This is a genomic window from Pseudomonas syringae (assembly GCF_002157375.1).
In the GTDB taxonomy this organism is placed as follows: Bacteria; Pseudomonadota; Gammaproteobacteria; order Pseudomonadales; family Pseudomonadaceae; genus Aquipseudomonas; species Aquipseudomonas syringae_T.
On the sequence record NZ_MTSA01000006.1, the window covers coordinates 238,293 to 255,468 of the forward strand.

Genomic DNA, 17,176 nt, shown 5'->3' on the forward strand with positions numbered 1-17,176 from the left:
AGGGCATCTTGACACCACTAACGGGGCGCTGTTGCATACTGCAAAAAATGATTGCCCGATGCGATGCGCAGGCATTGTGAAATTCACTTCGCAACACTCGTCACTACACGCCCTGGCGCTGGCATAATCGCTGACTTCCCAGGCCGGAGAGCATTAATGTCGCGCTACCTGTTAACGTCGTTGTTCCTCTTGCTACCCCTGGCCCAGGCCGCCGAAGCGCCACCGGCCAATGACAGCCACGATCTTGCATACAGCCTGGGAGCCAGTCTTGGCGAACGGTTGCATCAGGAAGTGCCTGACCTTGATCTCAAGGCGCTGGTGGAGGGCCTGAAGCAGGCCTATCAAGGCAAGCCGCTGGCGCTCAAGCAAGAGCGCATCGACCAGATCCTGCGCGAACATGATGCCGCGGTGGCGCAAGCCGAGACCGCAGGCACCGACGCGCCCACTGAAGCCGCCTTGGGAGCGGAGCGTCGTTTCATGGAGAGCGAGAAAGCCAAGCCGGGCGTTAAGGTATTGGCCGATGGCATTCTCATGACCGAGCTGACGCCGGGCACAGGCCCCAAGCCTGATGTGAACGGGCGGGTCGAAGTGCGTTATGTCGGCCGCCTGCCGGATGGCACGATCTTCGATCAGAGCACCCAGCCGCAGTGGTTCAGGCTCGACAGCGTGATCAGCGGCTGGACCAGCGCCCTGCAGAATATGCCGACCGGCGCCAAGTGGCGGTTGGTCATACCGTCGGATCAGGCTTATGGCGCCGAGGGCGCAGGTGACCTGATCGACCCGTTCACGCCTCTGGTGTTCGAAATCGAGCTGATCGCGGTTTCGCAGTGATCGGGTGACCGGACGTCCAGAAACGCAAAAGGGTGCGAAAGCACCCTTGGCGATTGCAGCTTGACGATTCAGACCTGTGCGGCGATCTCTTCTTTGTGGGACGTGTGCAGCACTTCGATCAGGCAGTCTTCGAGTTCGAAGCGCTCGTGCAGCAGGCGGCCCAACTGGTTGAACTCCTTGGCCACGACGGCGGCGTCCGAGCAATCGCCCTTGTCGCAGCGGTCGTTGAACGTCAACGCGAACTTGGTGATGACGTCCAGGCGGGGGTAGATCGTGTCCGCCAGCTCAAGCCCGCGCTCGTCGTTGAAGGCTCTGGCTTCGTCACCCAGCTGTTCATAGACTTCAAAGTGCCCGGCCGAAACATAGTCGACCAGAATGCCGCAGAAATTCTGCAGGCCTTCACGATCGGCTGCGAGTGCTTCGGGGGTGTCCCCCAGAGCGTCGTAGGCCTCGATCAGTTCGAGGCGGCTTTGTAGCCAGCGATCAATCAGCTTATTGACCCCGCCCCAGCGTTCCTGCGCATTCTGACAACTTTCCAGCATGGTCTTCTCTCTTCCCTTCAGGGGCGTGCAGTCCTGTACCAGCCTGTGCTCAGGTTTCAACCTGATTGGAGCGTCAGGACAGCAGATTTCCAGTGACGCGTGCGGCTCAGATTATGCCCGCTCGACAAGCCCATCAAGGTACGCAGGAGATAAAGTTCATACAAGCGTTTAATGTTCGCCCCGACGGTGGGCCGTCAGCGAGTGACTGAATTCGCTGAAAAGAGGGTACAAAGGCAGCAGGACCAAGCCTGTGAAAGCGAGCAGGCTCCACTCGGGCAGACTGATTCCGAACAATGACCAGGTGACTTCGGCGCAGAGCATGGCGTCGTGCCGCAGACGGTCAACGCAGGTGTCCAGAGACAGCAGGCCCAGCACATACTCCAGTCGGGCAATGAACGGGATCAACTGATCGGCTGACGCGGTTTGCAGCCAGACCTGGGCGCCCGCCGTGCCCGCTCCCGTGAGGGCGATCAGCAACAGCCCCAGGCTGTAGCGACGCCAGCCTTTGCGTCCGGGCGCGTGGCAGGCCGCTGCCAGCGCCAGCAGCCCGCAGGCGACAAAAACGGCCCGCTGCACGATGCAGAGGACGCAGGGTTCAAGGCCAAAGTTTTGCTGGAGACAAAGTGCAGCACCGACGATCAACGCACATACCAGAGATGCCAGGAAAAACAGGAAGCGTGAGCGAGCCAGATACATGGCAAATCCGTAACAAAGGACGAGGCGATTACGGTAGAGGAAAGGGCGCGAAGCTTTCAAGGTGGCGGCGTACGGATGCGTCGCTGTTTATTGAGGAAAACAATAGTGCTGCAATGCGGTTCTTTTACTCATATGCGTAGGACGATTCCTACGCACTGATTTATACCCGTTAAAGGGCCTGCGCAAAGAGCCCTTGGGCAGGGCTCTCGGGCGCGTCTATGCCTTGGTCAGTGTCGGCAAGGGTCGTGAAAGAAGGCGTTCATCGAGCAGGCCCAAGCCTTCCTGAAACAGTTTATTGCTGCGATCCGTCTCACCCAGTTGCGCCAGCAGACGAGCCAGCTCTGCGCAGGTTTCGGGGTTTCGTTCCAGGCGCAGGCTGCTCTCCAGATAATCCCTCGCTTTGCCCCACAGCCTGCCTTGCAGACAAATGCGGCCCAGGCTCAGCAGCAGGCTTGGATCGGCAGGGTGATGCTTGAGCCAACCTTCCGCGACCTGCAATTGTTTCAACGGATCGCCGCCACGCACTAGCCCGTACAATCGCGCCAGATGGCTGTGATACTCACGCTTGAGTGCGGCGCGAAGCACCTCTTCAGCCTGAGCCTCAGCGCCCAGACGGCGCAATTGGTCGGCATACGCCTGCACCAGTTGCGGCTCCTGACGCTGCGCGGAGCTGAGCCCTTGCCAGGCTTTCTCCAGCGAGGGCAGGCCCGTTAGCGCACCTTCACTTTCATCGCGGTAAGCGGCAAGCGTGAGGTTTTCACCCCAGGCACGGCGCTCCAGCTCGGCCAGTTCCTTGGGCGGCAGGACCTTGTCCTTGCGCAGCTCCGGCATCAGGCGGATCAGATCGGACCAGTCGCCGCGTTGCTGGTACAGGCGCTGCAACTGGCGCAAGACCTGAGGGTTATGCGGATGACGCTCATGCATCGCTTGCAGCGTGGTGAGTGCGCCATCGGTGTCGCCACGGTCCTGCTGCAACTGGGCGTGGTTCAAGGCGATGGCCAGCTCGGCTTGTGGCTGGCGCTCCAGCGCGCGCTCCAGCAGCGCGTCGCAGTCTTCGTAGCGACCCTGCTCGTTGGCGGCGCGTGCAGCACCAATGTAGTAGAGCAACGGGTGAGCGTCGGCTTCGGCCGCACGTTGCAGATGACGCTGTGCGCTGCTCCAGCGGCCTTCAGCCAGGTCCATCTGACCCTGCTCGATGGCCAACTGCACACGGCGGCTGCGGTTGCGGCGCGACCACGGGTTGACCACGCGTCCCGAGGTCGTCAACAGCGTGATCAGCAGCCTGATGGCGGCTAACACCAGCAGCACAGCGACCAGCAGCGCGAGCGTTGCCCACAGGCTCGATTCGTAGCGGAAGTTCTGATACGCGATCAGCACGTAGCCGGAATGCTCGGCGACGGCGACACCAATCAGCGCTGCGGCGACGATGGCGATAAACAACAGCACATAGAGGCGCTTCATCGGCTGGCCCCTTGCTGCGCCTCGGCTGGTTTGCCGGCGGCATGACGGCGTTCGAGGTAAGCCTGCACTGCGCTCAGGCTCGGCGCCAGATCAGGGGTCTTGACCGACACCGGCTGGTTGGCCAGTGCGTCAAGCCCTTGGCCGAGTGCCTTGCCCTGCGGATCATCCTGGTCGAAATTGGCTTTCAGAACGCTCTGTGCTTCGGTGATGGCCTTTGTGTAGACCTCGGTGGTGGCCGTATCCTCAAACAATTACGCTTGCTCTAGCGCCAGGCTCAGCGCCAGACGAACCTGCGCCAGACTCTGCCCTGCCAATATCGGACGGATGTCCTTGTCGGCGTTGAAATCAACACGGAAATAGTGGGAAATCTGGTCCCACCACTGCGACCAGCGGCTTTGCTCGGCTTTGTCCGACGTCAGGCCCAGAAGCGACTCGCCCTTGTCTTCATACTCGGGGGCCAGCTTGTTGAGCTGTGCAACCTGATCGCGCAAGGCGGCGAGTTGCAGGAACAGCCCGGTGCGGTCCGGCTGTTCGATGCTGTGCAAGGCGGCCAGGCTCTTGGCCAGTTGCTCGCGGGCGGCGAAAGAGCCCGGATCATCCTGTTCGCGCAGAATTTCATCGGCGCCTTGGACCAGCGCCTTGGCGCTGTTGATGTCTTGCAACGCCGAAAGACGCAGGCTGGCCAGACGCAGCAAGTGCTCGGCCTCGGCCAGACGCCAGTCCTTGCGGCTGGCACCCAGAACGGTTTCAAGGCGCTGACTGAGGCGCTGCTGATCGCCCTGCAACTGCGCGACCAGACGACGGCTGTCTTCCAGTTGATCGGCAGGAGGGAGCTGCGCAAGACGCGCGCTCAACTGCTGGTCATTCTGCGCCAGCACCAGCGTCTGTTCGGCGATGTCTTCAACCTGCCCACGCTGTTGCTGGTGTCCGGCCTGCAACATGCGCAGTTGCCAGACGCCCCAGCCCGCCACGGCGACACCGGCGATGCCCAGCAGCAATGCCAGGAAGACCAGCCCGCTGCTGCGGGCGCCGGTCCGCTCGACGCGCACCGGATCAGGCGTGGATGCAGGCGTTTTCAATACCGATTCTTCGTCTTTAGGCAAGGCTGTTTCGCTCACGTATCCCATCCTTTGCATGTTGGCGTAATAGCGTAAACGACAGATGTCGATCAATACGCCTTGACGGCAGGCCCGGGTTGATCCCGCAACGCTGCCAGCAATGCCGGGGCGCTGGCGCCACGGCAATCAATAACGGTCCGGGCACCCGCTGCACGGGCAATGCCGGCAACCCTGGGGCTCGGAACAAACAACGGCAAATCGGCCAGGTCCGGCCATGAATCACCGGCCAGTTGAAGCAAATGTTCAAAACCCTGTCCACTGCTGACCACCAGCCCGTTCAAGCGTTCCACCGCCACACGCTGCGTCAGCGCATCAGGCGCGTGTTGTGGCAGGTAGCGGCGGTACAGCGGCAGGTAATCGACCCCTGTCCCTTGGGCGCGTAATTGTTCGGCCAACAGCTCGCGCCCTTCATCACCCCGCATGATCAGCACGCGACTTCCCGGCACCGCAATCGCCTGCTGCAAGCGCGGCAGGTCGAGCAAGGCTTCGCTGTCATCGCCCTGCTCCGGCCAGCTCGCATCGAGGCCGTAATCGATCAGTATCTGTCCCGTCGCTGAACCCACGCTGAACCACGGCTGCATGGGCGGTTGCGGCCACACTTCGTCGATCAGTTCGATGGCGATCCGCGCGGCAGGCTTGCTGACCACGATCACTGCACAATAATCGAGCAAGCCGAAAATGATCGAACGCTGTGCAGGCGTCAAGGGTAACGGCTCGGTTTCAAGCAACGGCAGACTGCTGCTGAAGATGCCGGCCTCGGCCAACACGGTCGCCAGTGCCGCCGACTCCTCGGCAGGACGGGTCAGCAACAGGCGCCAGGCACTCATTCGTTGTTGGCCTCGCCGTAGACCGCCTTGAGGATTTCGGCGGCGCCTTGGGCCAACAGGGCTTCGGCGACTTCCACGCCCAGCGCTTGGGCCGATGTCTGGGGCGCGCGGGCCTCGGCGTGCAGCAGCACACGGCCGGAAGGATCACCCACAAGCCCGCGCAACCAGACATCGTCACCTTCCAGAACGGCGTAGCAGGCAATCGGCACCTGGCAGCCACCGTTGAGGTGCTTGTTCAGCGAGCGCTCGGCGATCACCCGCACAGCGGTGTCTTCGTGATGCAGCGGCGCGAGCAAGGCATGGATTTCGGCATCGACGCTGCGGCATTCGATGCCCACTGCGCCCTGCCCACCCGCGGGCAGGCTGTCTTCAACGCTGATCGCCGACGTGACCCGGTCTTCGAAGCCCAGGCGGATCAGGCCGGCGGCGGCGAGAATGATGGCGTCGTATTCACCGGCATCCAGCTTGGCCAGGCGCGTGTTGACGTTGCCGCGCAGGAAGCGGATCTGCAGATCCGGGCGACGCGCCAGCAGCTGGGCCTGGCGACGCAGGCTGGACGTGCCGACGACACTCCCGGCGGGCAGCGCCTGCAAGCTGTCGAAGGTATTGGACACAAATGCATCGCGCGGGTCTTCACGCTCGCAGATGCAGAACAGGCCCAGCCCTTGGGGAAAGTCCATCGGCACGTCTTTCATGGAGTGAACGGCGATGTCGGCCCGGTCCTCCAGCAGCGCTGTTTCCAGCTCTTTGACGAACAGGCCCTTGCCGCCAATCTTCGAAAGGGGTGAGTCGAGCAGCTTGTCGCCACGGCTGACCATCGGCACCAGCGTCACGAGCAGGCCGGGGTGGGCCTGTTCCAGACGGGTCTTGACGTATTCGGCCTGCCAGAGCGCCAGCGCGCTTTGGCGAGTGGCAATGCGGATTTCGCGAGTGGACATTGAACAATCCGTACTGAGTAGATGCGACGGATAATAACAGCTCAACCGGGACAGCTTCAGCGTTGACTGAAAACGGGCATCAGCACACTGATGCCGATCAACGAATCGGGCAGTGGCTGAAGGGGCTCACAAGGAGGAGAGACGACCGAGGGGCCGGAAAAACACACAGACCTGAGGGTTCGATCAGTGCTGTGACTCGGTCTCGGCATTCAAGGCTCTGGGGGTAAAAAGCCCTAGAGCTGCTGCATCATTTTGCGCACGCCTGCGACATGCCGGCGGCTGACGATCAGTGCGTCGCCATTAAGCCCTTTGAGGAACAACTGAAAATGCCCCAGCGGGGTACGCTGCAACCGCTCGATTCGTTCGCGGGCCACCAGCGCATTACGGTGGATACGCACGAAACGGTCGCCGAATTCGTCTTCAAGCGCCTTGAGCGGTTCGTCCAGCAGAACCTCGCCGCCTTCATGGCGCAGCGTGACGTACTTGTGGTCGGCGATGAAGTAAATCACCTGATCCAGCGGGATCAGCTCGATACCTTTTCGGGTCCGGGCACTGATATGGCTGCGCGGGCCTGAGCCGGTTTCGGCTGCTGGTCGGGTCAGGGCTGCCAATTGCACGCGGTTGGGACGTTCGGCCTTTTTCAGGGCTTCCAGAAGATGCTCCGGGCGCACAGGCTTGACCAGATAGCCGACCGCACTGACCTGAAAGGCTTCCAGTGCGAATTCGTCATGGGCGGTGCAGAACACGACGGCGGGCGGCGCTTCTCGCTCGCACAACCTGGCAGCGACCTGCAGGCCGTCAAGGCCCGGCATACGAATATCAAGCAACACGACATCGGGCTTGTGGCTTTCGATCAGCGCCAAGGCTTCTTCACCATTGGAGGCGCTGGGTTCCAGTACTCGATAACCCTCGATTTCATTGACCATGCGGCTCAGTCGCTCGCGGGCCAGGGGTTCGTCATCAACGATCAGGACATTCATATAGCTCTGGCTTCCTGCGTGAGTCTCGCACAAGGATAGCGTAGACAGGTGTAGTGACGACCGTCACGGCGCTCCACGCTCAGACTGGCGTGCGGACCAAAAAGTGCCGCAATACGTGCGCCGATATTTGTCAAGGCCTGCTGAGTACCGTTGGAAGTCTGCCGATTGGCAACTTCTTCATAGGGATTGCTGACGCTCAATATGAACTCTCCCCCTTCATAGTGCGCTTCGACTGTGACAACGCCCCCGTCGACCCGCGGAGCAATGCCGTAAATCAAAGCGTTTTCCAGTAATGGCTGCAAGGTTAGCTGGGGAATCGGCAAGTCATCAGGAATTGCACTCACCCTCCAGTCCAACTGTAGACGCTCGCCAAGACGATATTGCTCAATCGATAAATATCGTTTTGCCAACGCCAGCTCTTCGCTCCACGTTACCAGGCTGCCGGGCTTGGCCAGACTGGCGCGAAAAAGGTCCGAAAGATCCAGCACTGCCTGCTCGGCCTTGACCGGATTACTGGCCACCAGACTGGCGATGCTGTTGAGGGTGTTGAACAGAAAATGCGGTCGGATGCGTGCCTGCAACGATTCGATCCTAGCCCGCAGTTCGCCCTGCTGCTGTTTGCGCCACTTACTCTGCAGATAGAAATAGCGCAGCATCAGCGCCGACATGATCAGCGCGATGGTCGAGTAACGCAGGTAGCGCTCGACCATCCCGCTGATCGAAATCCGCCCGGTCAGCTGGCAGACATCCGTGACGGCGGTGCATAACAGCGTGAGGCCGACCACCAACAGGCAACTGAGCATGCCCGCCAGCCCCGGCGTCAGGCGCGCCAGCCAAGGGCGCAAACCACACAGCAGCGCAGCGGACAGCAGTACGATCCATTGCACGAACAGCGACATCAACGCCAGTCGCACCCAGTCGAAACCGGCACGCATCGGTTCGACCAGCACCAGAACCAGTACCAGCAGCTCGGACAACACGACGAGCACCAGCAATGCCTGAGGCAGGCACAGTTCGGGGAGGAAAAAGTCTTTGCCGGGGGTGGGCCTGGCGTCGTGTTTCACAGGTTGGGTTCGCATGGTTCCAGTCTCAGCCCTGGCCTGGTCAGCGGCAAGCGGTCCGGGGATAAAAAAGCATTAACCCTGTTATCATCGCTACCGCCCTTGTGCCAGATATCGGGCATGCCATTTTCTGTTGAGCAACGAGTGAATCCATGAGCACCGACAAGACCAACCAGTCCTGGGGCGGCCGCTTCAGTGAACCCGTCGACGCGTTTGTTGCGCGTTTCACTGCCTCCGTCACCTTCGATCAACGCCTGTATCGCCACGACATCATGGGCTCCATCGCCCATGCCACGATGCTGGCCAAGGTGGGCGTTCTGACCGACGCCGAGCGCGATACCATCGTTGAAGGCCTGCACACCATCCAGGCCGAAATCGAGGCCGGCAGCTTCGAGTGGCGCGTCGATCTGGAAGACGTGCATATGAACATTGAAGCACGCCTGACCGATCGCATCGGCATCACCGGCAAGAAACTGCACACCGGTCGCAGCCGCAACGATCAGGTCGCCACCGACATTCGTCTGTGGTTGCGTGACGAAATCGACCTGATTCTGAGCGAGATCACTCGCCTGCAGAAAGGTCTGCTGGAGCAGGCCGAGCGCGAAGCCGAAACCATCATGCCCGGTTTCACGCATTTGCAGACAGCGCAGCCGGTGACGTTCGGGCACCACATGCTGGCCTGGTTCGAAATGCTCAGCCGAGACTACGAGCGTCTGGTGGACTGCCGCAAGCGCCTGAATCGCATGCCGCTGGGCAGCGCCGCGCTGGCGGGCACCACTTACCCTGTCGACCGTGAACTGACCTGCAAACTGCTGGGTTTTGACGTCGTGGGCGGCAACTCGCTGGACGGCGTGTCGGATCGCGATTTCGCCATCGAATTCTGCTCGGCGGCGTCCATTGCCATGATGCACCTGTCGCGTTTCTCTGAAGAGCTGGTGCTCTGGACCAGTGCGCAATTCCAGTTCATCGATCTGCCGGATCGCTTCTGCACGGGCAGCTCGATCATGCCGCAGAAGAAAAACCCGGACGTGCCTGAATTGGTGCGCGGCAAGAGCGGTCGCGTATTTGGTGCCTTGATGGGCCTGCTGACGTTGATGAAAGGCCAGCCTCTGGCTTACAACAAGGACAATCAGGAAGACAAGGAGCCTTTGTTCGACGCTGCCGACACCCTGCGTGATTCGCTGCGTGCGTTTGCCGACATGATCCCTGCGATCAAGCCCAGGCACGCGATCATGCGTGAAGCAGCGCTGCGCGGGTTCTCCACGGCGACTGACCTGGCTGACTACCTGGTACGCCGTGGCCTGCCGTTCCGTGACTGCCATGAAATCGTCGGGCATGCCGTGAAGTACGGTGTGGAAACCGGCAAGGACCTGGCGGAAATGAGCCTGGAAGAGCTGCGTCAATTCAGCAACCAGATCGAGCAGGATGTCTTCGCCGTGCTGACCCTGGAAGGCTCGGTGAATGCGCGTAACCACATCGGCGGCACCGCCCCCGAACAGGTTCGCGCCGCCGTGGTTCGTGGCCAGGCGTTGCTGGCCGGGCGCTGAGCACGCCGGGTATCGTTCCCACGCTCTAAGCTCATCGTCATACACACGTCTGCTTTTGATTCTGGCCGAAGGCCGTGGAAGTGTACCGGGCGTTAATGTGGGAGCGGACTTGTCCGCGAACTGCCGGGAACCGGCAGCAAAACGCAGCCCATCGCGGACAAGTCCGCTCCCACGCCCTCCGGGCAGAAGCCGCGTGGTTCCTGCTCATCGGAACTCAACTATCGTGCGACGCTCCGCGTCGCATGCCGTTCTGGACGCTCTGCGTCCGATCTTGAGTATGCGTTGCGACGCAGATCTGTGACGCAGTGCGTCACGCAAGGCAGCCGATTTCCCTCCAGCGCACCCCGCCGTTATCATCCCCGCATCTTGTGGGGGACTATCCGATGCTTAATGGCCTGTGGCTTGGTTTTTTTGTCGTGGCGACGATTTCCGCGCTGGTGCAATGGCTCGTGGGCGGCAATGCGGGAATTTTTGCGGCGATGGTCGAAAGCATCTTCGCGATGGCCAAGCTCTCGGTCGAGGTCATGGTCCTGTTGTTCGGTACCCTGACCCTGTGGCTCGGTTTTCTGCGCATCGCCGAGAAGGCCGGTATTGTCGACTGGCTGGCCAAGGTGCTCGGGCCGCTGTTCCTGCGCCTGATGCCGGAAGTCCCGCCGGGCCATCCGGCGCTGGGGCTGATCACCCTCAACTTTGCCGCCAACGCCTTGGGGCTCGACAACGCGGCCACGCCTATCGGCCTGAAGGCCATGCGTTCGTTGCAGGAACTGAACCCGAGCAAGACCGCCGCCAGTAATGCGCAGATCCTGTTTCTGGTGCTCAACGCTTCGTCCCTGACGCTGCTGCCGGTGACGATCTTCATGTATCGCGCCCAGCAAGGTGCGCCCGACCCGACGCTGGTGTTTCTGCCGATCCTGCTGGCCACCAGCGTGTCGACCATTGTCGGCTTGCTGTCGGTGGCGTTCATGCAGCGTCTGCGCCTCTGGGACCCTGTGGTGCTCGCCTACCTGATCCCCGGCGCGCTGCTGCTGGGCACGTTCATGGCCTTCCTCGGTACGCTGTCGGCTGCCGCGCTGGCAGGGCTGTCGTCCATTCTGGGCAACCTCACGCTGTTCGGCCTGATCATGATGTTTCTGATCATCGGCACGCTGCGCAAGGTGCTGGTTTACGAAGCCTTTGTCGAAGGCGCGAAAGAAGGCTTCGACGTCGCCAAAAGCCTGCTGCCCTATCTGGTCGCCATGCTCTGCGCGGTGGGCGTGCTGCGCGCTTCCGGTGCGCTGGACTTCGGCCTGGAAGGCATTCGCCATGTGGTGGAATGGCTGGGGCTGGACACGCGTTTTGTCGACGCATTGCCGACGGCGATGGTCAAACCCTTCTCTGGCAGTGCCGCCCGCGCCCTGCTGATCGAAACCATGCAGACCCAGGGCGTGGACAGCTTCGCCGCGCTGGCTGCCGCGACGATTCAGGGCAGTACCGAAACCACGTTCTACGTGCTGGCGGTGTATTTCGGTGCCGTGGGCATTCAGCGCGCCCGCCATGCTGTCGGTTGCGCGCTGCTGGCCGAGTTTTCCGGCGTCGTGGCGGCGATCTTCGTCTGCTACTGGTTCTTCGGCGCCACCGCCACCTGAGGCATCACGGCGCCGGTGCAGCGGGCGCCGATTCAGCCGGCGCAGGCTCAGCGGCCGGGGCCTCCGGCCTCGGTTCGCTAGCGGCAGGCTTTTCAGGGGCTGCTTCAGGCGTGGCGTCTTCCGTCGAGTCGCCACCCGGCTTGAGTTTGATTATCCGGCCGGTCGGGCGCTTCTCTGTCGGTTGATCGTTATCGGTCACCACGAAACGCAGCACGCCGATCATCTGCCCGTCTTCGGTCAATACCCTCACCTGCCAGCGACCGGTGACGTCCTCAGGGAAGTTCTGCTTGCGCGTCCAGGCGCGATAGCCTTCCTTGCGCCCGCCGTGGATGTCCAGGGCGATGCGGTCCATCTCTTTACCCTCGTGCCACCACACATGGTAGATACGCTCGTCCAGACCACGCGGTGCGTTGATCGCGGTGTACGCGTACAGGCCGCTGTTGCGCAGTTGTTTGACGCTGATCAGCGAGATGCTGTCGCCCGGGGTGCGGTTCTTGTTATCGAAATCCGGGCTGACCGCCACTTCGGTCAGCCACAGCGTCGCGGGCGGCACCCACGAACGCAGCAGCCAGCCCGCGGCGCCGATGGCCAGAATCATCGCGATCACGGTCAGCGCGCTGCGCCAGGTGTTCAGTGCGAAGCTCGACATCAGGCTGGGTGCCGACAGCAGCATGGCGACGCCCAGTGCCAGTTTGTAACTTTCGGCTGTGGTCAGGTGCAAAATGATGGGCAGCGCCGTGAGCAAGGCGGCAAACAGGGTCAGCGTGTGCAGTGTCATGAACAGCCAACGCTTCGGGGCCAGCCATTTGTAATACAGAGGGTCGATGATCGAGATCAGCCCGGCTGCGCCCAAAGCCGCTGTGAACACCGCCTGACCGCTGTTCCAGGTGGTGGTGATGAAAAAGAACGGCAGCACGAAGAACAGGCTTTCCTGATGGATCATCTGTGTGCCGTAGCGCAGCAGGCCTTGTGGAATCTCGCGGCCCAAAGCCTTGTTGAGCAGCCCGACCATGGTGTTTTCGACCATCAGCCACAGCCAGCTGATCAGCATCACGACGGCGATCCAGGTCGCCAGCCCTTCCTGGCGATCAACCAGAATGAAACTGGCGATGCCGGAGACGAAACCAAACGCCGCAATGAGCCCCGGATAGCGCTGCATCAAGTTGAGCACGGGTGTCACATAGCGGTTCAGGTCAAGCATGTCGGTTGTTCACTCGGTTCTGTTCCTACAAAAAAACGCGCAGCGTAACAAACGCTGCGCGGGGCCTGAACCGTCTGTGCGGTTCGACATCAGAATGCTATTTGCGCCGTGCTCGCCAGCGCCAGACGGCCAGAAGTGCAATCAGGCTCAGTACACCGGCAATCACCCCGTACAGGCCGTCGTAGCTGAGCAAAGGCTTCTCGATGCGCATGTAGCCTGGCTGAGCGAGCAACTGCCGCATGGCCCGATTGGCGGTTTCCAGACTGACCGCCTTGATGCGCTTGGCCGGATCGTCAAAGCGCCCGTTCTCATAATCGTTGAGCGCGCTCCAATAGTAGTCGGCCAGCGCACTGTTGCCTTGCGTGGCCCACGATTGCCTGTCGATAGCGAGCTGCTGCAGCCGGGCAAACGTGGCGGGCTGCATGCCGTCTTTTTGCAGGTTGTCGATCAGTGCCCGGATATCCTGCTCGGCTTCTGTGACGTCGTCACGTTCGACATCAGCGTTCAGGCTCAGAAACCCGACATCGCCGAACACTTCGCGCTCCGCCGAGGGGCCGTAGGACAGGTTGCGCTTCAGGCGCAGCTCGGTGTAGAGCGCCCAGTCCAGATAGGCTTTGACCAGGTTCCAGGTTTCATCGTGCTGGTCGTCCAGTTGCGGCTCGGGGTAGACCAAATGAAGCTTTGCATTCGCACCCAGCCCACCGCGTTCCAGTTCACGGCGCGGTTCGGCGGAGCCATTGCTCTGGGCCAGCGGGGGGTGATCAATCGGATCGGTAGGCGCCAGCTTGCCGTAGGTGCGTTCCAGATAAGCCGGCAGCAGCTTGTCGAGGTCGCCCACCACAATCAGCGTCATGTTGTTGGGGGCGTACCAGTTGGCGAACACCTCTTCGATGTGCTCAAGCTTTATGTCATCCACTTCGGGGCGTTCAGCGCATTTGAGGCCCAGCTCCACCGCCAGTTGGTTGCTGGCGCTGCGGCCTGAATCGCGGCGGTCCAGCAAGCGCTGCAAATGTGAAAAGTGCCCGCCGTCTTCGCGTTCGACCACCCGTTTGACGCCGTCCAGGCGCGCCTGGCTGAGTTCTGTGCGGGTCATGATGTCGAGCAACAGGTCCAGGACCTTGCGTTGATTGCGTGCGGGCGCTTCGATCACAAACGTGGTGTCGGTATTGCTGGTGAACGCATTCCACTCGCCGCCCAAGGCCTGCATGCGCTCTTCAAGGCCCCCTTCGCCGCTGTCATCGACCCCACTGAAAAGCAGGTGTTCGAGCAGGTGCGGCAGCTCTTTGTCCTGACAGGGAAAGTCATCAAAGCCAATGCCCACCACCAGTCGAATGGCGACATGGCCCTTTTCGTAACCCGGCTTGAGCAGGATTTGCAAACCGTTGGGCAGCAGATAGCCCTCGACCTGAAGACGGTCAAGGGCAAACGAAGGGAGCGAACCGAGAAGCAGACAAGCGAACAGCAGGCAACGCATAAAACAGCTTTCCTGGCGGGCCGGTATGTTTAACAGACTTCACCCCGGCCCTTACGTTCACAGTGATCGTTCAGGCTCGTCCTCGCTCGACAGGGCACCCGTGTCGGTGGTTTCCAGCACCGCGTAGGCGCTGCTGCAGAACAGCGAGTTCAGGCGCTTCATGTCAGCAATCAGCTCCAGGTGCAGCGAACTGGTCTCGATGCTTTGCACGACCTTCTGCCGCAAGCGGCTGACGTGAGCGTGCGCCAGACGCCGTTCCTGCGCGCGGAAGCGGCGTTTCTCGCGCAGCAATTGCCGTGCGCTTTCAGGGTCGCCGCTGAGAAATACCGAAAGGCCCAGGCGCAGGTTTGACTGCAACTGGATCTGCAGGTCGGCAAGCTCTTCAAGGCCGACTTCGGAGAACGACCGGCGATGCGCCGTCTTCTGCTGCTGGATCTTGCGTAGCATGCGTTCGATCAGGCCGCTGGCCAGCTCCAGGTTGATGGTCAGCTCGATGATCTCGGCCCAGCGACGATTATCGTGCTCGCCGAGGTCCTCACGCGGCATCTGCGCCAGGTACAACTTGATCGCGCTGTACAACGCTTCGACATCGTCGTTGAGGCTTCGTACTTCTTGAGTGACCGCTGTCTGAGTGCCACGCAGCACAGCCAGCATCGAACCGAGCATGCTCTCGATCAGGTCGCCCATGCGCAGGGTTTCGCGCACGGCGTTGGCCAGCGCAAGGCTGGGCGTCGCCAGGGCGGTCAGGTCCAGATGGCGAGGTTTGGCCAGGCCGCCGACCTCGTTCTGCTGCGGCAGCAAGGCCGCACACAGTCGCGCCATCGGCCCGACCGTGGGCACCATGATCAGGCAGCGCGCAGTGTTGTAGATCAAGTGGAAGCCGATGACCAGTTCCTGCGGGCGGAAGCCCAGCGTGTCGATCCATTCAACCAGCGGGTCGAGCACCGGGATGATCAACAGCAGGCCGAGCAGCTTGTACAGCAGGCTGCCCAACGCCACCTGCCGCCCCGGAACGTTCTGCATGCTGGTGCTGAGAAAGGCCAGCAGACCGCTGCCGATGTTGGCGCCGATCACCAGACCGATCGCGACCGGCAAGCCGATGACGTCCGTGCCTGCCAGTGTGGCCGTCAGCAATACGGCTGCCAGGCTGGAATAGGAAATCAGCGCAAACATGGCCCCCACCAGCGCGTCCAGCAGCAGGTCACCGGTCAGCGAGGCAAACAGCACTTTTACCCCGGCCGCCTGAGTGATGGGCGCGGCGGCCGCGACAATCAATTGCAGCGCCAGCACGATCAGTCCCAGACCGATACTGACCCGACCCAACTGGCCCGCACGGGTTTGCTTGCGTGACAGAAAGAACACCACGCCAAGGAAAATCAGCAGTGGCGACAGCCACGACAGGTCGAACGTCAGCACGCGAGACATCAACGCCGTCCCGACATCGGCCCCCAGCATGATCACCAGTGCAGGCGTCAGCGTCATCAATCCCTGGCCGACAAAAGACGTCACCAGCATGGCGGTGGCGTTACTGCTTTGCACCAGTGCGGTCACCAGAATACCGGCGATGAATGCCAATGGCCGTTTGGACATGTTATGGCCGAGCAAGCGGCGCAGTTGCGCTCCGTAGACACGAAGAATGCCAGTGCGCACGATGTGCGTGCCCCAGATCAGCAGGGCGACGGCAGATAGCAAATCGAGCAGGGTCAGCACGCTGAAAGCCCCCTGAGGTTTGCCCGTTCAGGCGATGAATTGAAAGATGCAGCCTGTAGCGAGCGGGGAAAGGGAGTAACGCTCTACTAAGCTTTTAGTCGGCCTTTGGCCTTGGCGCCAGCATCGCACAGGGTGAGGGTCATTGAAATAAAAGTGTCATAAATCAGTCTTTTGATGTCGCTTCCGGGCATCTGCAGGCTGTTGCCGATGCCCGTGCCGGTTCTTCAGCCTTGTCACGCCGGGGTGGCAAGCGGGGTTGGACACGTTCCCGGCATGCCGAGCGCGAGTCAGTCCATCGTAAACGCGACATTGGGGTCGAATTTCATTCCAACCGCTTTGGCGACCTTCATGCCCTTCTCATACGAAAATGATTTATCCGCAGTCGGTTGAAAAAACTCCACGAAATCCAGACTGCGGCGGCTGAAGACGAAACCGCCGATCAATGGCTGATTGACCGCATACAGGTGCGGACACAACGCCATCATCGATGAGGCCGGAACGCCGATCAGGTGTTCCTCGAGATCGCCGTCCTGTTGAGCGTCCTGTGGATAAAACCAGAGCGGCGTACTGATGAACAGGTAGGAATCCGGCCCCAGGCTGGAGAGCAGCGTGCGCACCAGCCATTTGGCAGTGTCCGCAGTCAAATGCTCGACCACGTCCAGCAGGCAGATGATCCGGTACTGAGCCAGTCGCTCGGATGACAGCTCCTGAGCCAGGCCGTGCCAGACGTTGCGGTAGGTCGCGTTTTCATACAATTGCGAATTCTGGCAATTAGCCTCCCAGCCATCGATGCCATCCACCGACCAGTGCGCAGTGTCCGGATTCGATTTGATCAAGGCCCCCAGCGTGCCGGAGCCGAACCCGATATCCAGAACTTCCACGTCGCCGGTGAGATCTTTCAGAATATGGAAAATCATCGCCTTGGGAGACACCGAGTCGCCTTCTACATGGCCTGTTGCGGGAGGAAAGCCTTCGGTGGGCCGATAGTTTTCAACATACTGCTTCATGGTCGAGATCCTTGACGAGTAACGCGAGGAGGGAGATGCCGGGGATGTTGCTGAAGTCTCTGCGTCGGGTTTGGAGTCAGTAAAAGAGTGTAGGAGCTTTCAAACTATACGCCGCATAGTCAGGATATTGAGCACCGTACTGCGTGCCAATGCTTACA

Annotated in this window: 14 protein-coding genes and 1 pseudogene; 3 read left to right on the top strand and 12 right to left on the bottom strand. The window is 61.0% G+C overall.

Annotated features, from left to right (window positions below; all coding sequences use genetic code 11):
• Nucleotides 1-156: 156 nt before the first annotated feature.
• Entirely contained in the window at nucleotides 157-831 is a 675-nt protein-coding gene (locus BW686_RS09745) for an FKBP-type peptidyl-prolyl cis-trans isomerase (protein WP_084916097.1), read from the top strand.
• A 68-nt stretch (nucleotides 832-899) separates the two neighbouring features.
• Here the strand turns inward: BW686_RS09745 and rsd are convergent, their stop codons facing one another.
• From rsd to BW686_RS09790, 8 genes and pseudogenes are all read right to left on the bottom strand, one after another.
• Nucleotides 900-1,373, bottom strand: a complete 474-nt coding sequence (gene rsd, locus BW686_RS09750; RefSeq protein WP_084916098.1) for a sigma D regulator — start codon at nucleotides 1,371-1,373, stop codon at nucleotides 900-902.
• A gap of 168 nt (nucleotides 1,374-1,541) precedes the next feature.
• Nucleotides 1,542-2,069 carry a disulfide bond formation protein B gene (locus tag BW686_RS09760; protein WP_084916100.1) on the bottom strand — a complete coding sequence of 176 codons (528 nt, stop codon included), beginning with the start codon at nucleotides 2,067-2,069 and terminating at the stop codon, nucleotides 1,542-1,544.
• A gap of 216 nt (nucleotides 2,070-2,285) precedes the next feature.
• Nucleotides 2,286-3,530 carry a heme biosynthesis protein HemY gene (locus tag BW686_RS09765; protein ID WP_084916101.1) on the bottom strand — a complete coding sequence of 415 codons (1,245 nt, stop codon included), beginning with the start codon at nucleotides 3,528-3,530 and terminating at the stop codon, nucleotides 2,286-2,288.
• A pseudogene (locus BW686_RS09770) lies at nucleotides 3,527-4,648 on the bottom strand (uroporphyrinogen-III C-methyltransferase). The gene BW686_RS09765 and the pseudogene BW686_RS09770 overlap by 4 nt, the downstream one beginning before the upstream one ends.
• Nucleotides 4,649-4,698: 50 nt before the next feature.
• A complete protein-coding gene (locus BW686_RS09775; protein WP_084916102.1) occupies nucleotides 4,699-5,475 on the bottom strand; it encodes a uroporphyrinogen-III synthase in 777 nt (258 codons plus the stop codon).
• Nucleotides 5,472-6,413: a hydroxymethylbilane synthase gene (gene hemC, locus BW686_RS09780; protein WP_084916103.1), complete on the bottom strand. Its 942-nt coding sequence runs from the start codon at nucleotides 6,411-6,413 to the stop codon at nucleotides 5,472-5,474. Before hemC ends, BW686_RS09775 begins: the two co-directional genes overlap by 4 nt.
• A gap of 233 nt (nucleotides 6,414-6,646) precedes the next feature.
• Nucleotides 6,647-7,393, bottom strand: coding sequence for a LytR/AlgR family response regulator transcription factor (locus BW686_RS09785; protein WP_084916104.1), 747 nt, complete (start codon nucleotides 7,391-7,393; stop codon nucleotides 6,647-6,649).
• On the bottom strand, nucleotides 7,390-8,472 hold the full coding sequence (locus BW686_RS09790; protein WP_084916105.1) for a sensor histidine kinase: 1,083 nt from the start codon (nucleotides 8,470-8,472) through the stop codon (nucleotides 7,390-7,392). The genes BW686_RS09785 and BW686_RS09790 overlap by 4 nt, the downstream gene beginning before the upstream one ends.
• Nucleotides 8,473-8,606: 134 nt before the next feature.
• Between BW686_RS09790 and argH the strand changes: the two genes are divergently transcribed.
• On the top strand, nucleotides 8,607-10,001 hold the full coding sequence (gene argH / locus BW686_RS09795) for an argininosuccinate lyase (RefSeq protein WP_084916106.1): 1,395 nt from the start codon (nucleotides 8,607-8,609) through the stop codon (nucleotides 9,999-10,001).
• 383 nt (nucleotides 10,002-10,384) lie between these two features.
• A complete protein-coding gene (locus tag BW686_RS09805) occupies nucleotides 10,385-11,626 on the top strand; it encodes a nucleoside recognition domain-containing protein (RefSeq protein ID WP_084916108.1) in 1,242 nt (413 codons plus the stop codon).
• A gap of 4 nt (nucleotides 11,627-11,630) precedes the next feature.
• On the opposite strand, the gene BW686_RS09810 is transcribed toward BW686_RS09805, so the two are convergent.
• From BW686_RS09810 to BW686_RS09825, 4 genes are all read right to left on the bottom strand, one after another.
• A complete protein-coding gene (locus tag BW686_RS09810; RefSeq protein WP_084916109.1) occupies nucleotides 11,631-12,827 on the bottom strand; it encodes a DUF5924 family protein in 1,197 nt (398 codons plus the stop codon).
• Between the two features lie 97 nt (nucleotides 12,828-12,924).
• Complete coding sequence (locus tag BW686_RS09815) at nucleotides 12,925-14,301, bottom strand: M16 family metallopeptidase (RefSeq protein WP_084916110.1); 1,377 nt, start codon at nucleotides 14,299-14,301, stop codon at nucleotides 12,925-12,927.
• A 57-nt stretch (nucleotides 14,302-14,358) separates the two neighbouring features.
• Nucleotides 14,359-16,011 (bottom strand): Na/Pi cotransporter family protein, encoded by a 1,653-nt coding sequence (locus BW686_RS09820; RefSeq protein WP_084916111.1) that lies wholly within the window; start codon nucleotides 16,009-16,011, stop codon nucleotides 14,359-14,361.
• A 287-nt stretch (nucleotides 16,012-16,298) separates the two neighbouring features.
• On the bottom strand, nucleotides 16,299-17,018 hold the full coding sequence (locus tag BW686_RS09825) for a class I SAM-dependent methyltransferase (RefSeq protein WP_084916112.1): 720 nt from the start codon (nucleotides 17,016-17,018) through the stop codon (nucleotides 16,299-16,301).
• Nucleotides 17,019-17,176: the final 158 nt, after the last annotated feature.

Coding starts and splice junctions, on each gene's coding strand:
- BW686_RS09825 (WP_084916112.1), bottom strand. CDS start 17,018: ATGAAGCAGTATGTTGAAAACTATCGGCCCACCGAAGGCTTTCCTCCC.
- BW686_RS09790 (WP_084916105.1), bottom strand. CDS start 8,472: ATGCGAACCCAACCTGTGAAACACGACGCCAGGCCCACCCCCGGCAAA.
- BW686_RS09760 (WP_084916100.1), bottom strand. CDS start 2,069: ATGTATCTGGCTCGCTCACGCTTCCTGTTTTTCCTGGCATCTCTGGTA.
- BW686_RS09805 (WP_084916108.1), top strand. CDS start 10,385: ATGCTTAATGGCCTGTGGCTTGGTTTTTTTGTCGTGGCGACGATTTCC.
- BW686_RS09775 (WP_084916102.1), bottom strand. CDS start 5,475: ATGAGTGCCTGGCGCCTGTTGCTGACCCGTCCTGCCGAGGAGTCGGCG.
- argH (WP_084916106.1), top strand. CDS start 8,607: ATGAGCACCGACAAGACCAACCAGTCCTGGGGCGGCCGCTTCAGTGAA.
- BW686_RS09785 (WP_084916104.1), bottom strand. CDS start 7,393: ATGAATGTCCTGATCGTTGATGACGAACCCCTGGCCCGCGAGCGACTG.
- BW686_RS09765 (WP_084916101.1), bottom strand. CDS start 3,530: ATGAAGCGCCTCTATGTGCTGTTGTTTATCGCCATCGTCGCCGCAGCG.
- BW686_RS09745 (WP_084916097.1), top strand. CDS start 157: ATGTCGCGCTACCTGTTAACGTCGTTGTTCCTCTTGCTACCCCTGGCC.
- hemC (WP_084916103.1), bottom strand. CDS start 6,413: ATGTCCACTCGCGAAATCCGCATTGCCACTCGCCAAAGCGCGCTGGCG.
- rsd (WP_084916098.1), bottom strand. CDS start 1,373: ATGCTGGAAAGTTGTCAGAATGCGCAGGAACGCTGGGGCGGGGTCAAT.
- BW686_RS09810 (WP_084916109.1), bottom strand. CDS start 12,827: ATGCTTGACCTGAACCGCTATGTGACACCCGTGCTCAACTTGATGCAG.
- BW686_RS09815 (WP_084916110.1), bottom strand. CDS start 14,301: ATGCGTTGCCTGCTGTTCGCTTGTCTGCTTCTCGGTTCGCTCCCTTCG.